The sequence below is a fragment of the Streptomyces turgidiscabies Car8 genome (assembly GCF_000331005.1).
GTDB lineage: Bacteria > Actinomycetota > Actinomycetes > Streptomycetales > Streptomycetaceae > Streptomyces > Streptomyces turgidiscabies.
Genome location: NZ_AEJB01000514.1, coordinates 130,432 through 154,168 on the forward strand (window position 1 = coordinate 130,432; position 23,737 = coordinate 154,168).

20 protein-coding genes are annotated in these 23,737 nt (G+C 70.6%); 14 read left to right on the plus strand and 6 right to left on the minus strand.

Features of this window, described 5'->3' with window-relative positions:
- Positions 1 to 46: 46 nt before the first annotated feature.
- From STRTUCAR8_RS37545 to STRTUCAR8_RS37575, 7 genes are all read left to right on the plus strand, one after another.
- Positions 47 to 607 carry a DUF5134 domain-containing protein gene (locus STRTUCAR8_RS37545; RefSeq protein WP_006381511.1) on the plus strand — a complete coding sequence of 187 codons (561 nt, stop codon included), beginning with the start codon at positions 47 to 49 and terminating at the stop codon, positions 605 to 607.
- Between the two features lie 79 nt (positions 608 to 686).
- Positions 687 to 1,622, plus strand: a complete 936-nt coding sequence (locus STRTUCAR8_RS37550; protein WP_006381547.1) for a M56 family metallopeptidase — start codon at positions 687 to 689, stop codon at positions 1,620 to 1,622.
- Positions 1,623 to 1,679: 57 nt separating this feature from the next.
- Positions 1,680 to 2,366 carry a phosphatase PAP2 family protein gene (locus tag STRTUCAR8_RS37555; protein WP_006381456.1) on the plus strand — a complete coding sequence of 229 codons (687 nt, stop codon included), beginning with the start codon at positions 1,680 to 1,682 and terminating at the stop codon, positions 2,364 to 2,366.
- Between the two features lie 133 nt (positions 2,367 to 2,499).
- Positions 2,500 to 2,853, plus strand: coding sequence for a twin-arginine translocation signal domain-containing protein (locus STRTUCAR8_RS37560; RefSeq protein ID WP_006381445.1), 354 nt, complete (start codon positions 2,500 to 2,502; stop codon positions 2,851 to 2,853).
- A 151-nt stretch (positions 2,854 to 3,004) separates the two neighbouring features.
- Entirely contained in the window at positions 3,005 to 5,200 is a 2,196-nt protein-coding gene (locus tag STRTUCAR8_RS37565; RefSeq protein WP_006381529.1) for an MMPL family transporter, read from the plus strand.
- A 96-nt stretch (positions 5,201 to 5,296) separates the two neighbouring features.
- Positions 5,297 to 6,481 (plus strand): sensor histidine kinase, encoded by a 1,185-nt coding sequence (locus STRTUCAR8_RS37570; protein ID WP_006381415.1) that lies wholly within the window; start codon positions 5,297 to 5,299, stop codon positions 6,479 to 6,481.
- A 24-nt stretch (positions 6,482 to 6,505) separates the two neighbouring features.
- Positions 6,506 to 7,183: a response regulator gene (locus tag STRTUCAR8_RS37575; protein ID WP_006381497.1), complete on the plus strand. Its 678-nt coding sequence runs from the start codon at positions 6,506 to 6,508 to the stop codon at positions 7,181 to 7,183.
- A gap of 49 nt (positions 7,184 to 7,232) precedes the next feature.
- Here the strand turns inward: STRTUCAR8_RS37575 and STRTUCAR8_RS37580 are convergent, their stop codons facing one another.
- Positions 7,233 to 7,715 carry a MarR family winged helix-turn-helix transcriptional regulator gene (locus STRTUCAR8_RS37580; protein WP_006381408.1) on the minus strand — a complete coding sequence of 161 codons (483 nt, stop codon included), beginning with the start codon at positions 7,713 to 7,715 and terminating at the stop codon, positions 7,233 to 7,235.
- 167 nt (positions 7,716 to 7,882) lie between these two features.
- On the opposite strand from STRTUCAR8_RS37580, the gene STRTUCAR8_RS37585 reads away from it, so the two are divergent.
- Both STRTUCAR8_RS37585 and STRTUCAR8_RS37590 read left to right on the plus strand, forming a co-directional pair.
- Positions 7,883 to 9,241, plus strand: a complete 1,359-nt coding sequence (locus STRTUCAR8_RS37585; RefSeq protein ID WP_006381498.1) for a pyridoxal phosphate-dependent decarboxylase family protein — start codon at positions 7,883 to 7,885, stop codon at positions 9,239 to 9,241.
- A 9-nt stretch (positions 9,242 to 9,250) separates the two neighbouring features.
- Positions 9,251 to 9,940, plus strand: a complete 690-nt coding sequence (locus tag STRTUCAR8_RS37590) for an HAD family hydrolase (protein ID WP_006381526.1) — start codon at positions 9,251 to 9,253, stop codon at positions 9,938 to 9,940.
- 261 nt (positions 9,941 to 10,201) lie between these two features.
- Here STRTUCAR8_RS37590 and STRTUCAR8_RS37595 read toward each other — a convergent pair whose 3' ends face one another.
- Positions 10,202 to 11,704, minus strand: coding sequence for an LVIVD repeat-containing protein (locus STRTUCAR8_RS37595; RefSeq protein ID WP_006381414.1), 1,503 nt, complete (start codon positions 11,702 to 11,704; stop codon positions 10,202 to 10,204).
- A gap of 216 nt (positions 11,705 to 11,920) precedes the next feature.
- Between STRTUCAR8_RS37595 and STRTUCAR8_RS37600 the strand changes: the two genes are divergently transcribed.
- The gene (locus STRTUCAR8_RS37600; protein ID WP_044473545.1) at positions 11,921 to 12,553 is read left to right on the plus strand and encodes a DUF305 domain-containing protein; all 633 of its coding nucleotides are present in this window, start codon (positions 11,921 to 11,923) and stop codon (positions 12,551 to 12,553) included.
- Positions 12,554 to 12,568: 15 nt separating this feature from the next.
- Here the strand turns inward: STRTUCAR8_RS37600 and STRTUCAR8_RS37605 are convergent, their stop codons facing one another.
- Positions 12,569 to 13,042 (minus strand): DUF6214 family protein, encoded by a 474-nt coding sequence (locus STRTUCAR8_RS37605; RefSeq protein WP_006381447.1) that lies wholly within the window; start codon positions 13,040 to 13,042, stop codon positions 12,569 to 12,571.
- A 204-nt stretch (positions 13,043 to 13,246) separates the two neighbouring features.
- Between STRTUCAR8_RS37605 and STRTUCAR8_RS37610 the strand changes: the two genes are divergently transcribed.
- Positions 13,247 to 14,647 carry an FAD-dependent oxidoreductase gene (locus tag STRTUCAR8_RS37610; protein ID WP_006381458.1) on the plus strand — a complete coding sequence of 467 codons (1,401 nt, stop codon included), beginning with the start codon at positions 13,247 to 13,249 and terminating at the stop codon, positions 14,645 to 14,647.
- Between the two features lie 88 nt (positions 14,648 to 14,735).
- Positions 14,736 to 16,139 carry a nucleobase:cation symporter-2 family protein gene (locus tag STRTUCAR8_RS37615; protein ID WP_006381429.1) on the plus strand — a complete coding sequence of 468 codons (1,404 nt, stop codon included), beginning with the start codon at positions 14,736 to 14,738 and terminating at the stop codon, positions 16,137 to 16,139.
- Between the two features lie 74 nt (positions 16,140 to 16,213).
- On the opposite strand, the gene STRTUCAR8_RS37620 is transcribed toward STRTUCAR8_RS37615, so the two are convergent.
- The 3 genes from STRTUCAR8_RS37620 to STRTUCAR8_RS37630 form a co-directional block, all read right to left on the minus strand.
- Entirely contained in the window at positions 16,214 to 18,604 is a 2,391-nt protein-coding gene (locus STRTUCAR8_RS37620; RefSeq protein ID WP_044473546.1) for an ATP-binding SpoIIE family protein phosphatase, read from the minus strand.
- Between the two features lie 43 nt (positions 18,605 to 18,647).
- A complete protein-coding gene (locus STRTUCAR8_RS37625) occupies positions 18,648 to 19,940 on the minus strand; it encodes an SGNH/GDSL hydrolase family protein (protein WP_044473560.1) in 1,293 nt (430 codons plus the stop codon).
- Between the two features lie 168 nt (positions 19,941 to 20,108).
- On the minus strand, positions 20,109 to 21,440 hold the full coding sequence (locus STRTUCAR8_RS37630) for an extracellular catalytic domain type 1 short-chain-length polyhydroxyalkanoate depolymerase (RefSeq protein ID WP_006381528.1): 1,332 nt from the start codon (positions 21,438 to 21,440) through the stop codon (positions 20,109 to 20,111).
- A 446-nt stretch (positions 21,441 to 21,886) separates the two neighbouring features.
- Between STRTUCAR8_RS37630 and STRTUCAR8_RS37635 the strand changes: the two genes are divergently transcribed.
- Positions 21,887 to 22,867, plus strand: coding sequence for a pectate lyase family protein (locus STRTUCAR8_RS37635; protein ID WP_044473561.1), 981 nt, complete (start codon positions 21,887 to 21,889; stop codon positions 22,865 to 22,867).
- A 44-nt stretch (positions 22,868 to 22,911) separates the two neighbouring features.
- Positions 22,912 to 23,718, plus strand: coding sequence for a pectate lyase (locus tag STRTUCAR8_RS37640; RefSeq protein ID WP_006381536.1), 807 nt, complete (start codon positions 22,912 to 22,914; stop codon positions 23,716 to 23,718).
- Positions 23,719 to 23,737: the final 19 nt, after the last annotated feature.

A 23,737-nucleotide genomic window follows, 5' to 3' on the forward strand; every position in this document is an offset into this window, starting at 1 on the left:
GGCATCCCTTCGGTGAGGGTCTCGGGGCTCCAGGGGGAGGGTGCGTGTGCACGGTCCGGCTTCGCCCGGGTGGCTGCTGGTCGCGCTGTGCGCGGCGACCGGCGCGTACTGCCTGCTGCGGATGCGCAGCAGGGTCGAGGAGCAGCGCCGGGCCGCGGGCGGCGAGGCGCTGATGGGCTTCGGCATGGCCGCGATGGCCGTGCCCGCCGCCGTACTCGCGCCACCGCGCTGGGCCTGGCTGGTGTACACGGCCGTGTTCGGTACGGCGGCGCTGCGCGCCCTGTGGGCGGCCCGCGCCGGGCGGCACCATCTGCACCATCTGATAGGGGCGTTCGCCATGGCGTACATGGCGGCCGTGATGGCCGCGGCCCCGGGCCACCACCACGGTTCCGGTGGCTCCGGAGTCCCCCTGCTGACGGCGTCGCTGCTCGTCTACTTCGCCGGCTACGTGCTGCTGTCCGGTGTCCGGCTGGTGTCCGTGCCGGTCCCGGCCGTCGGCGGCGGGGTCTCGACGGGCTCGCCCGGCTGGGGCGACCGGCCCGAACTGGCGCGCGCCTGCAGGCTCTCCATGGGCATCGCGACGGTCGCCATGCTGATCACGCTCTGACTGTACGAAACCGTGGTCTGCGTCACTTTGCCGCCATGGACCGTAGGTCTGAGCGCCACCCCGCTCATAGGCTGCGTCCATGATGGTCCCCGCGGCACTGCTGCTGCTCGGCGCGCTGACCGCCGTCGTCGCCCCGCGGCTGCTCGCCCGTGCCGACTGGCCGGACCGCGAACCGGTGGTCGCCCTGTGGGTGTGGCAGTGCGTGGTGGCGGCCGTACTGATGTGCTGCGCGCTGTCGATGACGCTCAGCGCGGCGGCGGCCTGGCAGGCGGTGCGCGGCCATGTGTTCGCCCCGGCACCGCACGAGGTCGTGGAGGCCTACGTCCTGGGCGCCTCCCGCCCCTGGGCCGCGACGACGGCCGTCGCGCTCGCCTGCGGCGGACTGTGGACCGCGGCGATGCTCGTCCGTGAGGTCGTACGGGCGCGCAGCCGGCGCAGGCTGCGACGCACCGAACTCCTCGTCCGCGCACCGCTGTTGCCCGGTGAGGAGCCCGCCCCCGACCGGCTGGTGGTTCTGGAGGGCGAGCGTGCCGACGCCTGGTGGCTGACCGGCACCGCACCCGGGCTCGTCGTCACCACGGCCGCGCTGCGCCGCCTGAAAGGACGTCAGCTGGACGCGATGCTCGCCCACGAGCAGGGGCACGCGCGGGCCCGCCACGACTGGCTGCTGCACTGCTCGGGCGCGCTGGCCGCCGGGTTTCCGCAGGTGCCGGTCTTCGCCTCTTTCCGGGACGAGATGCACCGGCTGGTGGAACTCGCCGCCGACGACATGGCCTCCCGGCGCTTCGGCCGTCTGACGACCGCCCTCGCCCTGGTCGAACTCAACGAGGACCGGGGCGTGTTCGGCCCGTCCCCGACGCCGCAGGCCCATGTCCCGCTGCGCGTCCACCGGTTGCTGACCGCACCGGACCGGTTGACAGCGGGCCGCCGGCTCCGGCTGACGGCGGCCGCGGCCCTCGTGCCGGTGATCCCGGTCCTGGTGGCGTTCGCACCGGGGTTGCGAGCACTCGGTTAGCGCGCCGACGTACACCTCGGCTGGCCTCCCGACCGGCGCGTCGGCGAGGATCGCCTCATGAGCACCCCCCACCTCACCCCCCGGCTCCAGCTCCCGATATATCGGCGGGCCGTCCGCGCCTCCGTCGCCCTGGCCCTCGCCTCCGTACTGCTGCTGACACTGGTCGCGGTGGACTGGCACCCGCTGATCACCCTCGACGGAGACATCGCGCGGGCCACCCATCGCTGGGCGGTCGACGAACCGGGGCTCACGCACGCGTTCCGGATCCTGACGGACTGGGTGTGGGACCCGCTGACGATGCGTCTGCTGTGTGCGGCCGTCGCGGTGTGGCTGGTGTGGCGGCATTCGGCGTGGGGGCTCGCGCTGTGGCTGGCGATCGCCTGCGCGCTGGGCACGGTGCTCCAGCAGGCGCTGAAGGCGGCGGTCGGCCGCGCCCGTCCCGTGTGGCCGGACCCCGTCGACTCCGCGCACTACGCGGCCTTCCCTTCCGGGCACGCCATGACCGCCACGGTGGTGTGCGGCCTCCTGCTGTTCCTGCTGCGCCGCTACGGCGCCGGCCGAGTCGTGTGGCGTACGGCGGTCGCCGGGTCGGTGATCTCGGTCCTGGGTGTCGGCCTGACCCGGATCTGGCTCGGCGTCCACTGGCCCTCCGACGTGCTCGGCGGATGGCTCCTCGGGGCGCTCGTGGTCGCGCTGGCCGTGCTGTCGTACGAGCGGTTCGAGCGGGCCCCCGAGCGGCCCTGACCCCACCGGTTCACGCCTCCACTTGCGGACGGTCCCGTTCAGCCCCGACCACCCCAGAACCGTACATACGATCGACGAAGGCTGCGGGAGACACCCGTCCGAGCCATCGAGAGAAGTCGAAACGGGGATCAACTTGTCCAGTATTTCGAGACGTTCGCTGCTGGGTTACTCGGGGACGGCCGCGGCGGGCGCCGCCCTGGGAACGGCGACCCAGGCGGAGGCGGCGGAGGACGACCCCACCGCCCTGCCCGAGTTCCCGTACAACACCGAGTTCAGCGGCGACTCCAACATCCGCAACGCCGAGTTCGGCGAGCCCGACGGGCACGTGGGCATCTCGTTCAGGGTGAACTGCAGTACGACCGGCCCCGCCCGCCCGAACCAGATCGACCCCATCGACATCGCCAACGCGCTCAACGCCTATCTGGAGTCCCGTGGCTGGCCGCCCATGACGTTCTACGGCACCCCGGTGCCGGCCCCGCTGAACTGACGGAGGCCATGTCAGGGGCCCCTCTACTGCGATCGCAGTAGAGGCAGGTGTCTGCGTAGGGCCAACGACGGGAGGCCGTTGAACTGCGAGCGTGAGGGTGGGCCGTGATCGTCGGCCCGCCTTCACGGCAGTTCCCTGGAAAGGCTCGTCGATGTCCTCTCTCGCCCGCTGGTGCCACCGGCACCGGCTCGCCGTCGTCCTGGTCTGGGTGGGCCTGCTGCTCGCCCTGGGAGCCGGGGTCGGCGCGGCCGGCAACGCCTTCGGCAACAGCCCGACCTCGCAGGACACCGACTCGGCCAGGGCGACGGCCCTGCTGCAGCAGGCCTCGAACAGCGCGGCGGGCAAGAGCGGCCGGGTCGTCTGGCAGCTCGACGGTGCCAAGGTCACCGACCCCGCGGCCGAGAAGGCGATGACGGGGGCACTGGACCGCATCGCCGACGCCCCGGGCGTCGCCGCGGTGAGCAGTCCCTACACGACTGAGGGCAAGGCGCAGGTCAGCGCGGACGGCGCGACCGCGTACGCCACGGTCGCCTTCGGCCGGGACGTGGAAGACGCCCAGATCGACCATGTCAAGGAGCTCGCGACCGCCCCGGAGTCGGGAAGCCTGCACATCGCGCTCAACGGGCAGGCGTTCACCGTCAACCCCGAGCCGAACCCCGTGGCCGACGCCATGGGCATCATCCTCGCCTTCTTCGTGCTCCTGTTCGTCTTCCGCGCGGTGTGGGTGGCGGCGCTGCCCATCATCACGGCCGTCGTCGGCGTCGGAACCTCCGCCGTCGCCGTGATCCTGCTCAGCCACGTGATCACGCTCTCCAGCACCACGCTGACCCTCGGCTCGCTGATCGGCCTCGGCGTGGGCATCGACTACGCCCTGTTCATCGTCAACCGGCACCGCGCCAACCTGCTGGCGGGCATGGCCGTCCCCGAGTCGATCGCCAAGTCCCTCAACACCTCGGGCCGCGCGGTGCTCTTCGCCGGTCTGACCGTCGTCGTCGCGCTGCTCGGCATGCTCACCCTGAACGTCGGCATCATCAACGGCATGGCCATCGGCGCGGCCCTCACCGTGGTCCTGACCGTCCTGGCCGCCGTCACCCTGCTGCCCGCCCTGCTCGGCATGATCGGCCGACGGGTCCTCAGCCGCAAGGAGCGCCGGGGGGCGGCCGATGGAACCATGCGGCGCGCCTCCGGGCGGCCCGGTCTGTGGACCCGGTGGGCCGAGCAGGTCCAGGCCCGCCCCAAGGCCCTCGGTCTGGTCGCCCTGGCCGTGCTCGCGGCGCTCGCGTTCCCCACCCTGTCGCTGCGCCTCGGCGCGTCCGACGACGGCAACCTGCCCACGACCTCCACGAACCGCCAGGCCTACGACATGATCGCGGACGGGTTCGGCCCCGGCTTCAACGGACCGCTCGTCCTCGCCGTCCAGGCACCCACCACCGCCGACAGGGCCGCCGAGGCCAAGCTCGTCACCGCCCTCCAGCGGGTCGACGGCGTCGCCAGTGCCTCCGGCACACCCATGGAGCAGGGGCAGAAGGTCGGTGTCATCTCCGTCGTACCGACGACCTCGCCCCAGTCCGCGGCCACCTCCGACCTGATCAGCCACCTGCGCGACAAGGTGATACCGCCGGCCGAGCAGGGCACCTCGATGAAGGTCTACGTCGGTGGTCTCACCGCGAGCAACGACGACTTCGCGTCCGTCCTGATGTCCAAACTGCCGGTGTTCGTGCTGGTGATCGCCGTCCTCGGCTTCCTGCTGCTGACCATCGCCTTCCGCAGCCTGCTCATCCCGGCCGTCGGCGCGGTGCTCAACATCCTCAGCATCGGGGTGGCCTTCGGCGCGATCGTCGTCGTCTTCCAGTACGGATTCGGCGCCGGCCTGCTCGGACTCGGCGCCGCCGGACCCATCGAGTCGTTCGTGCCGATCCTGGTCGTCGGCATCATGTTCGGCCTCTCCATGGACTACCAGGTCTTCCTGGTCAGCCGGATGCGCGAGGAGTGGGCCCACACCGGAGACAGCCGCAGGGCCGTCAGGATCGGGCAGGCGGAGACCGGCAAGGTGATCGCGGTCGCCGCCACCATCATGGTCTGCGTCTTCGGTTCCTTCGTCTTCGGCGGCATGCGCGTCATCGCCGAGTTCGGTGTCAGCCTCGCCCTGGCCGTCGCCGTGGACGCCTTGCTGATCCGCATGGTCGTCGTCCCGGCGCTCATGCACCTGTGCGGAGCGGCGAACTGGTGGCTGCCCCGACGGCTCGACAAGGCACTGCCCAACGTGTCCGTCGAGGGCCCCGCGGACGAGCCGGCGCCGTCGCCGTACCCGGTGCGGGAGCCGCAGGCCGTCGGCCTGCCCGACTGACGCCGGTCGTACGACGTAGGGAAGCCCCGGGCGCGGGCCGGCCGGGCGGAATTCTCAGGGCCCGACGGGCCGGTCCGCGCTGGCTACAGTGAGGGAATGGACGTGAGGATGGTGTGGCAGCAGTGGCTGTCCCGTCATGACCGGATCAGGGACGCGCTCCCGGTGGTACCGGTGATCGTGATCTCCGCCGCGGCGACCGCCGCCTCCGGCGACTCCGGCTGGCACGAACCGCGTTGGGACGACGCGGTGTGGACCGCGCTGTCCTGTCTGCCCCTCGTCGTACGAAGCCGTTGGCCGCTGCCTGTCGCTCTGCTCACCCTGGCCGGTGACCTCACGCTGATGGCTTTCGCCTCGGACGTCACGCTGGCCCCGGCGGCCAGCCTCGTCGCTCTGTACACCCTGGCCGTGCTCGGCAGCCGGCGCACCGCGTGGATCGTCGGCCTCGCCGCCGCTGTGGCGATCACCGGCGTGTACGCCGCCAGCCACCAGGAGTCCCTGGTGGCTGGAGTCAGCCTGCTGCACCTCGACTTCGCGCTCGCGGCGACCGCGCTGGGCCGCGCCGTCCGCAATCGCCGGGACGGCCTCGCCAAGGCCAGGGCACGCGCGGACCAGGCCGAAAGCACGCGGGAGGAGGAGGCCAGGCGCCGGGTCACGGTCGAGCGCGTGCGCATCGCGCGCGATCTGCACGACGTCGTCGCCCACCACATCACCCTGGTCAACGCCCAGGCGGGGGTCGCTCACCATCTCATGCGCACCAGTCCCGACCAGGCGTACGAGGCCCTGGCGCACATCAAGGACAACAGCCGCGCGGCGCTCGACGAACTGCGCGCCACCGTCGGCCTGTTGCGCCAGCCCGACGACGCGCCCGGTTCCCGGGCCCCCATCCCCCGCCTCGCCGACCTCGACATCCTCACCGCCGGGCTCCGCGCGAGCGGGCTGTCCGTCGAGGTGGCCCACACCGGCAGCCGGTCTCCGCTGGCACCGGCCACCGAGCTGACCGCCTACCGCATCATCCAGGAAGCCCTCACCAACACCCACAAGCACGCGTCGGCGACCCGGGCCGCCGTGGTCCTGCACCACGGCCCGCACTCACTTCGCGTCACCGTGACGGACAACGGGCTCCCCGGCGCGCCGAAGGGCGCGGGCACCGGCCACGGCCTGATCGGCATGCACGAGCGCGCCGCCGCCATCGGCGGCACCGTCACCGCCGGCCCGCGGCCCGAGGGCGGCTTCCGGGTCGTCGCCGAACTGCCGCTCACCCTGGCTTCCACAGCCGCCTGACACCCCCATGAGGAATAGGCACCCATGATGATTCGTGTCCTGCTCGCCGACGACCAGGCCCTGCTCCGCGGTACCTTCCGGCTGCTCATCGACGCACAGCCGGACATGGAGGTCGTCGCTGAGGCGTCCAACGGGCGGGAGGCGGCGCGACTGGCCCGTACCGAACGCCCCGACGTCGTCGTGATGGACATCCGGATGCCGGAGGTCGACGGCATCGAGGCCACCCGGCTGATCGGTCAGGACGAGGAGCTGGCGGGGGTCAAGATCCTTGTCCTGACCACGTTCGAGGAGGACGAACTCGTCGTCGAGGCCCTTCGGGCGGGTGCGAGCGGCTTCCTGGGCAAGGGAGTCGAACCCGCGCAACTGCTCGACACCGTGCGTCTTGTCGCGGCCGGTGAGGCGTTGCTCTCCCCCACCGCCACCAAGGGCCTCATCGCCCGCGTCCTCGCCCAGCCCGTCCCCGGCGACCTCGTCGACCCCCGCAGGCTGGCCGACCTGACACCCCGGGAACGCGAGGTACTGACCCTGGTGGGCACCGGTCTGTCCAACGGTGACATCGCCGAACTCCTCTTCGTCACCCAGGTCACCGTCAAGACGCACGTCAACCGCGCCATGGCGAAACTCGGCGCCCGCGACCGCGCCCAACTCGTCGTCATCGCCTACGAGACCGGCCTGGTCCGCGCCGGAGAACGTCAGCTCTGAGACGGGCCCACGCCGGGCCGACCGCGCCCCACACTCCGAGTCCGGGTTGTCAGCCGTCGCCCAACGCCCTGTTGATCTGCCCCAGGGAGCTGGTCAGCCCTCCGTAGTCGGCCGGGGTGAGGGGGGCGACGAAGTACCTCTCGACGACCTGACCGTGTACCTCCGCGGCCCGCAGGAACACCGCCCCGCCGTGCTCGGTCACCTCGACCAGGACGCTCCGGCGGTCCTCCGGTGACGGCGTGCGACGTACCAGGGCGGCCTCTTCCATCCGGTCGATCAGCCGGGTGACGCCGCTGCTCGTGAGCGTGAGGTCGTCGGCGAGCGCATGCTGCGCGACTTCCTCACCCGGCTGACGGCAGAGCCTGATGAGGACCTCGAACATCGTGTGGCTGATGCCGCACTCCCGTCTCAGGACGCTGTCGAGCCGCTGTTCCAGGCGGGTCGCGGCCTTGATGAGCAGCCCGAAGTCCTGGACGAGCCGACTGTTGGCGGCCCGGACGGTCTCGGCACCCCGTTGGGTCTCGGCGTCCACCTGTGCGCTCCTCTCGTGCCGGGAAGGCTCCTGCACAGGGCCCCTTCCCGCGACTTTACTTCCCGATCACCTACCAACGTCTCAATTACTGAGCAATCAATTGCTGATCAGTCAATGAAATCCTATGGTGGGCGCAGCACCGGGGGAATCCGAGGAAGGGGACATCCGTGGACCTGCAGCACTGGCTCGGCCGGGCCGACGACGCGATTCAGAAGTGGGCCGGCACCTTCGGCCCCTATCAGCCCCACCCCTCCCTGCACGTCGACGAGGACGCCTTCGCCGGCGTCTTCGAGGAGTTCACCGGGAGGCTGCGGGACAACTATCCGTTCTTCCACCCGCGCTACGCGGGCCAGATGCTCAAGCCTCCGCACCCGGCAGCAGTGGTCGGCTACCTCACCGCCATGCTGATCAACCCGAACAACCACGCCCTCGACGGCGGGCCCGCCACCGCGGCGATGGAACGTGAGACCGTCGCGCAGCTCGCCGCGATGTTCGGCTTCGACTCCCACCTCGGCCACCTCACCACGAGCGGCACCATCGCCAACCTCGAAGCCCTGTTCGTCGCCCGGGAGATCCACCCCGGGCGGGGCGTCGCCTACAGCGCCGAAGCGCACTACACCCACGGCCGCATGTGCCATGTCCTGGGCATGAAGGGACACCCGGTTCCCACCGACGGACAGGGCCGGATGGACGTGGACGCGCTGGAGGAGGTCCTTCGCACCGGTGACGTGGGCACGGTCGTCGTCACCGCCGGGACGACCGGCCTCGGCGCAGTCGATCCGGTCCACAGGATTCTCGCCCTCGGGGAGCGCTACGGCGTCCGACTCCACGTCGACGCCGCCTACGGCGGTTTCTTCACCCTGCTCGCGGGCTCCGACGAGCCCGAAGGACTCCCGCCCGAGCCCTGGCGGGCGATATCCCGGTGCGACTCGGTCGTCATCGACCCGCACAAGCACGGGCTGCAGCCGTACGGGTGCGGAGCCGTCATCTTCCGCGACCCCGAGGTGGGCCGCTTCTACCTGCACGACTCGCCCTACACCTACTTCACCTCCAGCGAGCTTCACCTCGGCGAGATCAGCCTGGAGTGCTCGCGAGCGGGAGCCTCGGCCGCCGCTCTGTGGCTCACCTTCCAGCTCATCCCGCCCACACCCGACGGTCTGGGGCGCGTCCTGGCAGCAGGACGCCGCGCCGCGCTGCGCTGGGCCGACCTGATCCGCGCGTCCGACGTCCTGGAGCTGTACCAGCAGCCGGAGTTGGACATCGTCGGCTACTTCCCACAGGTCGAACCCCGCACGCTGACCGCTGTCGACGCCGCGTCGGCACGCATCCTGACCAGCGGCATGGCCCATCCCGATCCGGTGTTCCTGAGCACCCTCAGGGCCGACAGGGAGGCCTTCACGGTCCGCCACCCCTCTGTCACCGCGGACGCCGACGGGGCGCGCATCCTCCGCAGCGTGCTGATGAAGCCGGAGTCCGAGCAGCACGTCGACCGTCTCCACGACCAGGTCGAACAGCTCGCCCGATAAGGTCCGCGCATGGCTGCCGTGCTGTTCGACTTCTCCGGGACCCTCTTCCGTATCGAGTCCACCGACTCCTGGCTGCGCGCCGTACTCGCCGACCACGGACTCGCCCTGCCGGAACCCGAGTTCGACAGGGCGACCCGGGCGCTGGAGTCGGCGGGCGCGCTGCCGGGCGGGCCCTCCCCGGAACGGTTGCCGGCGGAACTCGCCTCCGTGTGGGGGATCCGCGACCGGAGCGCCGAGCTGCACCGGGCCGCGTACACGGGGCTCGCCCGGCAAGTGCCGCTGCCCGACGCGGTGTTGTACGACGCGCTGTACGAGCGGCACATGACGCCGGCCGCGTGGGCCCCGTACGCCGACGCCGTGGAGGTGCTGGGCTCGCTGCGGGAACGCGGGATCTCCGTCGGGGTGGTGAGCAACATCGGCTGGGATCTGCGGCCCGTGTTCCGGGCGCACGGGCTGGACCGGTATGTCGACGCGTACGTCCTGTCGTACGAGCACGGCATCCAGAAGCCGGACCCGCGCCTGTTCGAGGTGGCCTGCGACGCGCTCGCCGTCGTCCCGCGGGACGTGCTCATGGTCGGTGACGACCGGCACGCGGACGGGGGCGCGGCTGCCCTTGGCTGCGCGGTGCACTTCGTGGACCATCTGCCGGTGTCGCGGCGGCCGGACGGGCTGCGACCGGTGCTGGACCTGATCGGCTGAGACCACGCTCCGAGTGAGGCACGCCGGTCTGAGGTGATCCCCCGCGTCACCCCAGACAGGCGGCCGCCCGGAACCACCCGCGAGGGGTCGCTCCGGCCGCGTCGGCATCGTCGGCTGACAAAATGTCAACGCGGAAGTAACAGCATGTCCCCACGTGGCTTCTCGGTCAATGAGGAATCACGGTGGCGTTCCCCGGACATGGGCGTCCCGCCGGGCGCCGAGATGCCCAGCGGGACGCGCGTCAAGGGTTCGTCGTGACGGTCAGTCGAAGTAGTCCGGTTGCGTCTGGACGTTCAGCTCACGCACCCGGACCTTCTTGGCCGGATCCGTGCGCCGGTCGTCGAGCTTCAGGACGTCGAAGCCCTTGGCGATGTCGTTCGAGTAGATGTAGCCGTTGTAGTAGTACGCCGACCACGGGCCGGCGGTGGTGACGCGGTCGGTGGTCACCGGGCCGCGCTCGAAGTAGGCGATCTCCTTGGGCTTCGCGGAGTTGGTGAAGTCCCAGACGGAGACACCGCCCTGGTACCAGGCCTGGACCATGATGTCCTTGCCCTTGACCGGGATCAGCGAGCCGTTGTGCGCCACGCAGACCTCGGTGTCCGCCTGGTAGCGGGGGATCTTGAAGTAGCTCTTGAAGACGAGCTTGCGCTTGTCACCCTTGCCAACGATGTCGTAGATGCCGTCCGCTCCACGGTTCGGTCCGACCTCCGCGTTGCAGGTGGCCGCACCGCCGCCGCCCAACTCGTCGGTGAAGACGACCTTGTTGGCCTTCTGGTTGAAGGTCGCCGAGTGCCAGAACGCGAAGTTGACGTTGTCCTGGACCCGGTCGATGACCTTCGGGCGCTCGGGGTCCTTGATGGAGAACAGGATTCCGTCGCCCATGCAGGCGCCCGCCGCGAGGTCCTTCGAGGGCAGCACGGTGATGTCGTGGCAGCCGGTCGTCTTGGAGACGCCCGGGTTGGTGGGCGAGCCGGGGTTGCCGCCGCCGTCGGGGCCCTCACCGGGGAACAGCACCGGGAAGCCGACAACTGCCGCCTTCTCGGGGGCCTTTCGCGGAACCTTGATGACCGAGATGCCGTCGTGCGGCGGCTGGCAGTCGGGGAAGGTGGCACTCGGCGAGTACGAGGAGACATAGACGTAGACGTTCTTGCCGTCGGGCACCAGCGTGTGGGTGTGCGAGCCGCAGGCGGTCTCCACGGCGGCGACGTATTTCGGGTTCGCCTTGTCCGTGATGTCGAAGATCTTCATGCCCTCCCACGACGACTTCTCGGTCGCGGGCTGCGAGACGCTGTTGCAACTGCTGTCGCTGCGCGAGGAGTCGGTGGACAGGAAGAGCAAATTCCCGGAGACGGAGATGTCGTTCTGGCCGCCGGGGCACAGTACCTGCGAGACGGTCTTCGGGGCCTTCGGGTTGCTGATGTCGAAGACACGGAAACCGTCGTAGTTGCCGGAGAAGGCGTACTTCCCCTGGAAGGCGAGGTCCGTGTTGGTGCCGGGCAGCGCGTCCTTGGGGACGTTCGTGAGGTGCGTGATGTTGTCCGAGTGGACGATCTCGTCCACCCCGGGTATCTCACCCGCGGCCAGGGCTTCCCTGACCTGGGTCTGCACCCTCTTGGAGATCTTCTCCGGCACCGTCGGGCCGTCCCCCGGGTCGGGGGTCGCGGCAGCGGGGCCGGCGGTCAGCAGCGCGGCCAGGAGTCCGGCCGCGGCGGCGGCAACTCCCAGACGTCTGTGCCGCGTTCGGGAATCGTTCAACAGGGTCACTGCGTCCTCCCTGGTAGCCGTTCGGGTCAGAACGGTGCACGGTGCTCCGAAGTATCGTCTTCATCATGCACCGATCAACAGTAGGCAACGCATTCGTCATGAAAGTTTCTGATCACCGGCGAATGGAAGCGTGCTAGGACGGACACAGCACTCACGAGGTGTCCCTCAACTCACCCGACCCAGGAGGCTGTTGTGCCCGTCCGCCGTGCGCCCCGTATGCTTCGCCCGGCCCTGGCCGCGCTCGCGCTCACGCTCGCACTCGGGGCCTGCGACTCGACCCCGTCGCCCGAAGCGAACGCCAGGGCCGCGAAGGCGACCGGGCCCTCGGTGATCGCGCCCGGCCTGCCCGGTGAGGCGGCCAAGACGCTCTCCCCGGAGGAGGCCAAGGCCCAACTGCCGGACGACTCGCCCAACTCGGCGGACATCTCGTACGCCCGCATGATGATCGAGCACCACGCGCAGGCGATCGAGATCACCGAACTCGCCCCGAAACGCGCACTGTCGACACCGGTGAAGCGGCTGGCCGAGCGCATCGCCGCCGCACAGGGACCCGAAATCGCCGCCATGCAGGGCTGGTTGAAGGACAACGGCAGCACCGAGAAGCCCACCGAGCATGCCCACGTGGCGATGCCCGGCATGGCGAGCGAGGCACAGCTCGCCAAGTTGCGCGCGGCCAAGGGGAAGGCGTTCGACGAGCTGTTCCTGACGTTGATGATCACGCACCACGAAGGGGCCGTCACCATGGCCACCGAGGTGAAGGCAGACGGCAACAACGTGCGGGTCGAGGAGATGGCCGACGACGTGATCGCCCAGCAGACGACCGAGATCAACAGGATGCGCGGAATGTAGCCGCAGGACCCTCGCTCAACGCCGGGCATGACGGGGTGAGAGGAACCCGGCGTCGCGGGCCTGTGAGATCAGCCTGAGGGATCGGCGACGGCTGTACCCTGTCGCGCACATCACGGCGAGAACGGGGTCGGCGCCCTCTTCCTGGGCGGCGCGGTACTCCTCCGCGATCAGCCACCGCCCCTCGACACCACGCGGCCAGGCCGGCCGGGCGCGACGAGGCCGCGGGCAGAACTCGGCCCGCGTGACCTCCCCCGGCCCGTCTCCGCACGCGTCGAAGAGCGGCCCCTCGATCCAGTCCGCGAGCCCCGCCAGATCGTCCAGCGACAGCGCCGGCTGCGCCCGCACGTCCTCGACGGAGACGCCCGCCTCACGGACCACGGCGAGCAGGTCGACCTGGGCGCCGTCGGTGAAGGCGAGCCGGACGTCGAACCACGCCGTCGCCGCCGAGCCCTCGTGCTCCCGCACTTCCCAGGCGGGCCGCACCGACACCACGCCCTCCGTCGGGCAGCGACCGGAAAGATTAAGAAAGGATGCTTCTAGCACATACGGAACGTAACCGCATCATCACATTCCATACGAACGGACACGCGCGCCCGTCCCGCTCCGCACTCTGTCAGCGCAGCTCCGGGGGTGCGATCCTGGAGATGTCAGCAACAGGGAGTTCCGCAGCGTCCCGCAGTGAGGGGTTCCGCCGTGTTGCGTGTCGCCGTCGTGGGTTCGGGTCCGAGCGGGGTCTACACCGCGCAGAGCCTGGTCCAGCAGGATCCGGAGGTGCGGGTCGACGTCCTCGACCGGCTGCCGGCGCCCTACGGGCTGGTGCGGTACGGCGTGGCGCCGGACCACGAGAAGATCAAGTCGCTGCAGAACAACCTGCGCGCGGTCCTGGAACACGAGCGGGTGCGTTTCCTGGGCGGGATCCGGATCGGCCGCGGGCCCGGGGAGCTGCCCGGCGCCCGGCTTCGGGAGCTGTACCACGCGGTGGTGTACTGCGTGGGCGCCGCCACCGACCGCCATCTGGGGATTCCCGGCGAGGAACTGCCGGGCAGCTGGTCGGCGACCCAGTTCGTGTCCTGGTACAGCGCCCATCCGGACGCCGGTGACGACGGCTTCGTCCGGGGGGCGCGGTCCGCAGTGGTCATCGGTGTCGGGAACGTGGCGGTGGACGTGGCCCGGATGCTGGCGCGCGGCCCGGCCGAACTGAGCCCCACCGACATGCCGCAGGCAGCGCTCACCGCACTGTCCGCGAGCGGGGTGACCGACATCCACATGGTGGGTCGGCGCGGCCCCTCACAGGCCCGCTTCACCACCAAGGAACTGCGCGAGCTGGGCTCACTGCCGGACACTCAAGTCACCGTGGACGAAGCCGAGTTGATGCTCGATCCGGCATACGCCGACCCGTCCGCCCTGCCCGCCGTGCAGCGCCGGAACGTGGAGGCGCTTCGCGCCTGGGCCACCCTGCCCGCCACAGGCGCCGCCCGCCGCATCCGGCTGCGTTTCTTCCGTCGCCCGGTCGAGTTGCTCGCCGTCGGAGGCCGGGTCGGCGCGGTGCGTTTCGAGCGGACGGCGCCGGACGGGAACGGCGGCGTGACGGGCACCGGGCAGTACGAGGACATCGACGCACAGCTCGTGCTCCGCTCCGTCGGCTACCGCGGGGTCCCGGTCGACGGGCTGCCGTTCGACGAGGCTCTCGGCACCGTGCCCCATCTCGCGGGCCGGGTCCTGCGCGACGGGAGCCCCGCGGTGGGCGAGTACGTGGCCGGCTGGATCAAGCGCGGCCCGACCGGCGTCATCGGCACCAACCGGCCCTGCGCCAAGGAGACCGCGACCTCCCTGCTGGCGGACGCCGCCGTGCTCGTACGGCAGGAGAGGCCCGGGGACCCGCTGACCGCACTGCTCGCGGAGGGGTTCCGGCCGGTCGGGTGGACGGGCTGGCAGGCCATCGAGCGGGCCGAGGCGGAACTGGGCGCCACGCTGGGGCGAAGCACCGTGAAGCTCCCCGACTGGGAGTCGCTCATGGCGGCGGCGCGGGCGGAAGGCGCCCCGGACGTCACACGCCGACCGGGAGCGCGACACACTCCGGCAACAGGCCAGTAATCAACAAACTGTTCAAGCCGCTTACGGTCTCGTCGAGTCCCGATGCCCGATGCCCGATGCCCGTTCGCCCGCCGCCCCTGGAGTGCCCATGGCCACCACCTCTCCCCCACCCGTGCATCCCGTCGACGAGGTCCCGCCCGTGCGGCAGCTCGCCGCCTTCGGTCTGCAGCACGTGCTCGCGATGTACGCGGGGGCCGTGGCCGTACCCCTGATCGTCGGCGGCGCGATGAAGCTGTCACCCGCCGACCTGGCGTATCTGATCACCGCGGACCTGCTGGTGTGCGGGGTCGCGACGCTCATCCAGTGCGTGGGTTTCTGGCGCTTCGGCGTCCGGCTGCCGATCATGCAGGGATGCACCTTCGCGGCCGTGTCACCGATGGTCCTCATCGGTACGACGGGCGGCGGACTCCCCGCCATCTACGGCTCCGTGATCGTCGCCGGACTCGCGATCATGCTGCTGGCGCCGGTCTTCGGACGGCTGCTGCGCTTCTTCCCGCCGCTGGTCACCGGCACCGTCATCCTGGTCATCGGCCTGTCACTGCTGCCGGTGGCGGGCAACTGGGCGGCCGGCGGGGTGGGTTCGGCGGAGTTCGGCGAACCGAAGAACCTGGCGCTGGCCGCCTTCGTCCTGGCCGTGGTGCTCGGTGTGCAGCGGTTCGCGCCCGCGTTCCTGAGCCGGATCGCGGTACTGACGGGCATCGTGGTGGGGCTGGCCGTGGCCGTGCCCTTCGGGTTCACGGACTTCGACGGGGTCGGGGACGCCGACTGGGTCGGCATCAGCACGCCGTTCCACTTCGGAGCGCCCACCTTCGAGGCGTCGGCGATCATCTCGATGCTGGTGGTGGCGCTGGTGACGATGACCGAGACGACCGGTGACCTGATCGCGGTCGGCGAGATGACCGGCCGGAAGGTCGAGCCGCGCTCCCTCGCCGACGGGCTGCGCGCGGACGGCTTCTCCACCGTCCTGGGCGGCGTCTTCAACACCTTCCCGTACACGGCGTACGCGCAGAACGTGGGCCTCGTCGGGATGACCCGGGTGCGCAGCCGCTGGGTCGTGGCGACCGCCGGCGGCATTCTCGTACTGCTCGGTCTGCTGCCCAAGCTCGGCGCGGTGGTCGCGGCCATACCGGCACCGGTGCTGGGTGGCGCGGGTCTCGTGATGTTCGGGACGGTCGCCGCGAGCGGGCTGCGCACGCTCGCCGCGGTCGAGTTCAAGGACAACCACAATCTGACGGTCGTGGCGGTCTCGGTGGCCGTGGGCATGCTGCCCGTCGGTGTGCCGACGGTGTACGCGAAGTTCCCGGACTGGTTCCAGACGGTGATGAACAGCGGGATCAGCGCGGGCTGTCTGACGGCGATCGTGCTGAACCTGCTCTTCAACCACCTTCCGGGGAAGGGCGGTTCAGTCGGCGGCGACAGCACCGAGGCGGTCGGCCTGGCGGACGGCGGTGGCCCGCACACTGTCGAGAAGCCCCGGGAAGAGGTCGTCTAGGTCGTCCCGGCGCCGGCCGTTCATCCTGGCCGTGCCCCGGTAGGCCGGGAGAGCGCGTGCACTCTCCTGGTTTCTCAGAGAGTTGGCGGCAGTGCCTGTTCCGCCCAGATGGTCTTGCCGGTGCCGGTGGGGCGGGTGCCCCAGCGGTCGGTGAGCTGGGCGACCAGGAGAAGGCCGCGTCCGCCCTCGTCGAAGGTGCGCGCCCGGCGCAGATGCGGCGAGGTGCTGCTGGCGTCGGAGACCTCGCAGATCAGGGTGCGGTCGCGGATCAGCCGTAGCTGGATGGGGTCTCCGCCGTAGCGGATGGCGTTGGTGACCAGCTCGCTGACGACCAGCTCCGTGACGAAGGCGGCCTCGTCGATGCCCCAGCGGGTCAGCTGGGCGGTGACGTGCTTACGGGCGAGGGCGACCACGGCCGGGTCGGCGGGCAGGTCCCAGACCGCGACCTGTTCGGCGTCCAGGGCGCGGGTGCGGGCGACCAGCAGGGCGACGTCGTCGCCCGGTGTCTGCGGGAGCAGGGCACCGAGCACCGTGTCGCAGACCTCCTCCAGGCTGTCGGCCGGTACCGCGAGTGCCGTGCACAGGGCGGCCGTCCCGGTGTCGATGTCACGATCGCGGGCCTCGACCAGACCGTCCGTGTAGAGGGCCAGCACGGCGCCCTCGGGCAGCTCCAGCTCGGTCGCCTCGAACGGCAGCCCGCCGACACCGAGCATGGGACCGGCGCTCACCCGCACCACCTCGACCCGGCCGTCGGGATACAGGACGACGGGCGGCGGATGCCCGGCGGCGGCGAGCGTGCAGCGCCGGGACACCGGGTCGTAGACCGCGTACAGACAGGTCGCGCCGATCTCGGCCGACTCGCCGCTCTCGTCCGTCCCGAGATGACCGACCAGGTCGTCGAGGTGGGTGAGCAGCTCGTCGGGCGGCAGATCGACGTCCGCCAGTGTCCAGACCGCCGTCCGGAGCCTGCCCATGGTCACCGAGGCGTGCAGGCCGTGGCCGACGACATCCCCGACGACCAGCGCCACCCGGGTCCCGGACAGCGGGATCACGTCGAACCAGTCACCGCCGACGCCCGCCTGGGACAGCGCGGGCAGATAGCGGGAGGCGGACTCGACGGCCGCCTGTCCGGCCACCGTCTGGGGCAGCAGGCTGCGCTGGAGGGCCAGGGCGGTGGTGCGCTCGCGGGTGTAGCGGCGGGCGTTGTCCACGCACACGGCCGCGCGGCTGACCAGTTCCCGGGCCAGCGACTCGTCGTCGTCGTCGAACTCGTCGGGTTTCTCAGGGGTCAGCAGCCGCACGAACACGGCGACACCCAGCGTCGTACCGCGTGCCTTCAGCGGTACGGCCATCAGCGCGATTTCGTGGGTGTCCGTGCCGTCGTCGGTACGCAGTTTGGCGGAGCGGGCGGTGTGCCGGCCGAACCACCGGTCGAGGTCCGGGTCGCCGGTGCGGGCGAGGACGGGCAGGCCGGTGGCGAGCGCGCGGGCCGGTGGCGAGTACGCCGGGTAGACGTCCGCCACACCGAGCCCGATCGCCGCCTCCGGCACCCCGGCCGTGAGCGAATGGTGGGCGACCCTGCGCAGCTCCACACCCGCGTCCACCTGCCCGACCGTCGGTTCGTCGCCCTGCAGCACCGAGTCCAGCAGGTCCACGCTGGCGAAGTCGGCGAGCCGGGGCACCACCAGTTCCGCGAGTTCCCGGGCGGTCTGGACGACGTCGAGCCGGGTGCCGATGCCCGCGGCGGCCTCGTCGAGCATGGCCAGCCGCTGCCTGGCCCAGTGCTGCTCGCTGCTGTCGAAAGCGGCGAGGGCGACGCCGAGCAGTTCGTCGGCCGGGTCGCGCAGCGGCCACATCTCGATGTTCCAGGCGTGCATGCGCCGCCCCGAGGGCGACCGCGTCCAGCTCTCGTAGTGGACCGGCCGGCCCGTCTCCGCCACGATCTCCAGATGGCGCCGGAAGCCCCGGCTGTGCTCGGCGTCCTCGACGGTGTCGGGGTAGTAGCGGTGCAGGAACTCCGCCTCGGGCCGGCCCATGACCGCGCAGGCCACGTCGTTCATCCGCAGGTAGCGCTGCCCGGCGTCGAAGACGGACATCGACATGGAGGCCTGCCGGAACGCCAGCTCGGCCAGGGCCCGCCCGGCGTCGTCGGGCGCCGCCGTGATGACGTACGCCTGCCGCTCCCCCGGCACGGGGCACAGTCGCAGCGCCAGCTCGACACTCCGCCCGTCGCGGTGTCGTACGCCCACGACGGCGGCGCCGGAGGTGCGCAGTTCCCGCCAGGCCGCACGCGGGTCGCCGGTCGCCAGGTCCGCCGCCGGGCGGCCGGTGATCTCGGCGGCGGTGTGTCCGGTGAGCCTGCGGGCACCCTCGCTCCAGCCCGTGAGAGTGCCCCGCGCGTCGATCACCGCCAGCGCGTCACCGGCCGGGACCACCCGCTGTTTCTCGCGCGGCCCATTCACCATATGCCCAAGAATGAGGGCATTGGCGGCCGTCATCAACCCGGGGTCAGCTCTTCCTGAACCAGGACGCGGGAACGGCGGCGGCCAGCGTGCGGTACCCCTCGGGATTGAGGTGCAGCCAGTCCCCGTCGTGCAGGTCGGCGCGCAGCCGGCCCGGATCGGCCGGGTCTCGGACCGCCCGGTCGAAGTCGACGACGGCGTCGAAGGCGCCCCCGGTGCGGATCCAGGCGTTCACGGCCTGCCGGGTCGTCTCGCGCAGGCCCGCCGGGTCGTCGTACGGCGTGTTGCCGCGGAAGGGTGTGAGGGTGGCGCCGTAGACGCGGATGCCCTGGGCGTGCGCGCGGACGACGATCTGCCGGTAGGCGGCGACGAGGTCGTCGGTGACGCGCTGCTGGGCGGCCGGGGTGGCCTCGGCGGTTCCGATGTCGTTGACGCCCTCGAAGACGATCAGCCAGGAGACCCCGCTGTGCGCCAGGACGTCCCGGTCGAGCCGGGCGAGGGCGTTGGGTCCGAGTCCGTCGTTGAGAACCCGGTTGCCGCCCGCGGCCTGGTTCAGTACGGCGATCCGGTTGCCGCCCGGAAGGCCCCTGAGCCGGTCCAGGAGCTGGTCGGGCCAGCGGTTGTTGGCGTTGGTCGTGGAGCCACGGCCGTCGGACAGCGAGTCGCCCAGCACGGCGACGGCACGCGTGTCCGGCCTGGAGAGCACCTCGACATCGCTGAGCAGGTACCAGTGGTTGACCGGGGTGGCCCCGGGCAGATCCTGTTCGCCGGTGCCGTCGCCGGTGCGCAGGTACGAGGTGGTGCGCGAGCCCGGGTGCGAGGTGAGCGCGAGTGAGGCCTGGCCGTTCGCCAGGTACGTCGTCACGGTCAGGTTGGTCGCGGGGCGCAGCCCGAAGTCCAGCGGATCGGAGACGACCTGCGCCCCGGCGGGGACGGTGGTGGACCGGCGCCCGGCGAACGTCACCTCGCGCAGAGTGCCGGGTTCGACGGCGCTGACTCCGGCCCGGCCTTCGGCGGGGAGGGCGACCGTCACGGCGGTGAGGGGCAGCGGGGTGGTGCCGAACGCGTTGGAGAAGCGCAGCCGGACGCGCTCGCCGCCGGTGGAGACACGCACCGTCTGGCGCAGGGTGGTGTCGACGAGGACGGCACGCTCCCCGGTGAAGGGCGCGGGGGGCAGGTTGCCGGGCTCGGTGAGCTGCGGCATCGACGTCCAGGTGTTGACCCAGTGCGGGGCGGACCGGGCCGGGTGGGCGACCGTCGGCTGCGGGCTTCTGACCAGGGCCACCACGGCGGACGACGCCACAGCGACGGCCAGCACGAACACGCAGGTGGCGACCAGGTAGGCGAGCGCTGCTCTGGCGGACGGCCGCTGGGGCCGGGGCGACTGCGCGAGGCGGGGCGACTTCACGGGCCGGGTGCCTTCCTCTGTCCGGACGGGCTTCTTCGATTACGCGGAGCGGGAGGTGACCGGGTGCGCGCTCGTGGCACGCACCCGGCACAGGGGGGCTCAACCGGCCGTGCAGGCCGTTCCGTTGAGCGTGAATCCGGACGGTGCGGCACTGTTGCCCGTGTGGTTCGCCTGGTAGCCGAAACCGACACTCGCGCCGGGCGCGATGCTCGCGTTGTAGGTGACGTTGGTGGCGGTCACCGCGCCGGAGGAGGGCGCGAAGGTGGCGCTCCAGCCGGAGGTGATGCTCTGGCCGGAGGGCAGGGTAAAGCCCAGTTTCCAGCCGTTCACGGCAGTCGTGGTGTTGTTGGTGATGGTCACGGACGCGGTCAGCCCGGTGTTCCAGGCGTTGGTCGTGACCGCCACCTTGCAGGCGCCGGCCGGGGGCTGGGGCACGGTGCCGCCGCTGTCCAGGCCGAAGAAGGTGATCACGCGGGCTGCCATGCCGGTGGTGATCAGGTTGTGGCCGACACCCTGGAGGCTGATGGCCTCGACTGGGGCCTTGTCACCGGTGGCGCCGTAGCGGGTGCGGGTCCAGCCGGACTGGGGCGAGTCGGTCGCGGACGGCGTCTGGGTGAGCCCCTGCACATTGGTCCACTGCTTGATCTCCTCCCCGAAGTTGGGGTAGCGCAGGGTGTCGTCCTCGGTGCCGTGCCAGAGCTGCATGCGCGGCCGGGCGCCGGTGTATCCGGGGTAGGCGTTGCGCACCAGGTCGCCCCACTCCTGCGGGGTGTGGGTCACCGTTCCCTGGGCGCACTCGCTGTTCCACTCCGAGCCGTTGGTGGTGGCGAAGCAGCCGAACGGTACGCCCGCGAAGGCCGAACCGCCCGCGAAGACGTCCGGGTAGTCGCCGAGCAGGACGTTGGTCATCATCGCGCCGGAGGAGACCCCGGTGGCGAAGACCCTGCTGGTGTCGGCGTTGTAGGTCCGGGTGACCCAGTCGACCATGGACCTGATGCCGACCGGGTCGCTGCCGCCGCCCCGGGTGAGCGCCTGCGGCGAGGAGACGTCGAAGCACTTGCTGCTGCGCGTGACGGACGGGTAGATCACGATGAAGCCGTAGCGGTCGGCCAGCGAGGCGTACTCGGTGTTGGAGTAGAAGACGGGGCCGGAGCCGGTGCACCAGTGCACGGCCACCAGAACCGCGGGGCGCGTGGTGACGCTGTCCGGCACATACACGTACATCTGCAGGTTGCTCGGGTTGGCCCCGAAGTTCGTCACCTCGGTGAGCGCGGCCGCCGCCGCTGCGGGGGCCGCCGCCGGCTCCGTACGGGCCGCCGCCGCGGGCGCGGTGAGAAATGTCGCCGCGAGTAACGGCAGCAGGCCTGCGAGAAGCGCGACGAGCGCCGAGCGCAGCGGTCGTTTCGCGGTGGTGCCGACAGTGGTGGACACGTCCTGGTCCCTTCCTGATCACGGCTCGTGGGGTAACGCGTGGCGGAAGTCGAAGTCCCGCTCCGCGGGGCTGCCCGCCCGCATCGTGGCATGAGCATGGCCCCCATGGAAGCGCTCCCACACATCGAAAACATTCGCTGACCAGCGGTTGCGGATCCGCGGTACACGCATTGCGCGCAAAGCGTTGACCAGAAAGCGCTTACCCCCTACCTTCCGTTCATCGATGTGACCCATCGATGTCGATCCCCGTTCGACTAGAAGGCCCGAAACGTACGCACCCAGGGACGTGCACTCCCTGAAGCGCCTACATCCCGCCACTTCGAGCCCTCCGTCGCCGCTCCATCGAGTCACGTGCAGCGCACCACTCGACGAACAACATGGTGAATTTCATTCACATGGCTGACCTCCCCCACGGTCAGCCGGCCCTCCCGAAGGGACGCACCCGCATGCGTACACGCCCCCCACGTACACGAACGCAAAGATCTGTGGCGGCGACGGCCGTGGCCACCGCTCTCGCGGCCGCCGCCGTGCTGACCGTCCCCCAGTCGGCCGGTGCCGCCGAGACCGCACCCATCGGATTCGGTGCGGGAACGACCGGCGGCGGCAACGCCACCCCGGTCACCGTGACGACGCTCGCCGCTTTCCGGACGGCCGTCACGGGCAACGCGGCGAAGGTCGTCCGGGTGAGCGGTCTGATCACGCTGAGCGGCCAGGTCGACCTCGGCTCCAACACCACGGTCCTGGGCGTCGGTTCGTCCTCCGGTTTCACCGGGGGCGGCCTCAGGATCAAGGAGGAGACGAACGTCGTCGTCCGCAACCTCAACATCAGCAAGCCGCTCGCACCGTCCGACGGCGTGACCGTCCAGGAGTCCAAGAAGGTGTGGATCGACCACAACTCCTTCTCCGCGGACCGCGCTCACGACAAGGACTACTACGACGGTCTGCTGGACATCAACCACGGCTCCGACAACGTGACGGTGTCCTGGAACACCTTCAAGGACCACTTCAAGGGCTCACTCGTCGGCCACAGCGACAACAACGCGTCCGAGGACACCGGCCACCTGAAAGTGACGTACCACCACAACCACTTCAGCAACGTGTACTCCCGCATCCCCAGCCTGCGGTTCGGCACCGGCCACTTCTACGACAACTACGTCCAGGGCGCCGAGACCGCCGTGCACTCGCGCATGGGCGCCCAGATGCTCGTCGAGAACAACGTCTTCCGTTCGACACTCGTCGCGGTCACCACGAACCGCAGCAGCGACATCGACGGATACGCCAACCTGCGCGGCAACGACCTCGGCGGAGCCGCCACGGAGGTCTCGCGGGTCGGCACGTTCACCACCGCTCCGTACAGCTACACGGCAGAACCGGCCTCGACCGTCGTCGCCTCGGTGACGTCCGGCGCGGGCGCCGGAAAGCTCTGACGACTCCCCACACAGCACTACCGACCGGAAGAAGGCAACGGGACATGACTTCTACGACACGTCCACGCGCGCGCGGGCGCGCGCTGACCGGCACCCTGGCCACGCTCAGCCTTTCGCTTGGCATGATCATGACCAGCGGAGCGCTCTCCCCGGCGAGCGCCGCGACCTGGCCGACCGCCAACGGCAGCCAGGGCGTCTCCTCGACCATCCCGGTCTCCGGCACCAAGGACTACGGGATGAAGCGTCTCTACGGCACCGGGGACCTCGGCAGCGGCGGCCAGGACGAGAACCAGAAACCGCTCCTGGAGCTGGCCGCGGGCGCCGTCCTCAAGAACGTCATCATCGGCGCCCCGGCGTCCGACGGCATCCACTGCAAGGGCAGCTGCACGTTGCAGAACGTGTGGTGGGAGGACGTCGGTGAGGACGCCGCGACCTTCCGGGGCAGCTCCTCGTCGAACGTCTACACGGTGTCCGGCGGCGGCGCCAAGGAGGCCAGCGACAAGGTGTTCCAGTTCAACGGCGCCGGGACGCTCAACATCTCCAACTTCGCGGCGAAGAACTTCGGCACCTTCGTGCGGTCCTGCGGCAACTGCTCCACGCAGTACAAGCGGACCATCAACCTCACCAACATCGAGGCGACCTGGAAGGGAGGCAAGCTCGCCGGCATCAACACCAACTACGGCGACAGCGCCACCCTGAGGGGCATCACGATCGTCGGGGACTCCAGCAAGAAGATCGTTCCCTGCCAGAAGTACATCGGCAACAACACCGGCAAGGAGCCGACCACGAACGGCTCCAACCCCGACGGCACGTACTGCAAGTACGCGACCAGCGACATCACGTACCGCTGATCCATCCCCCCACCGGTGG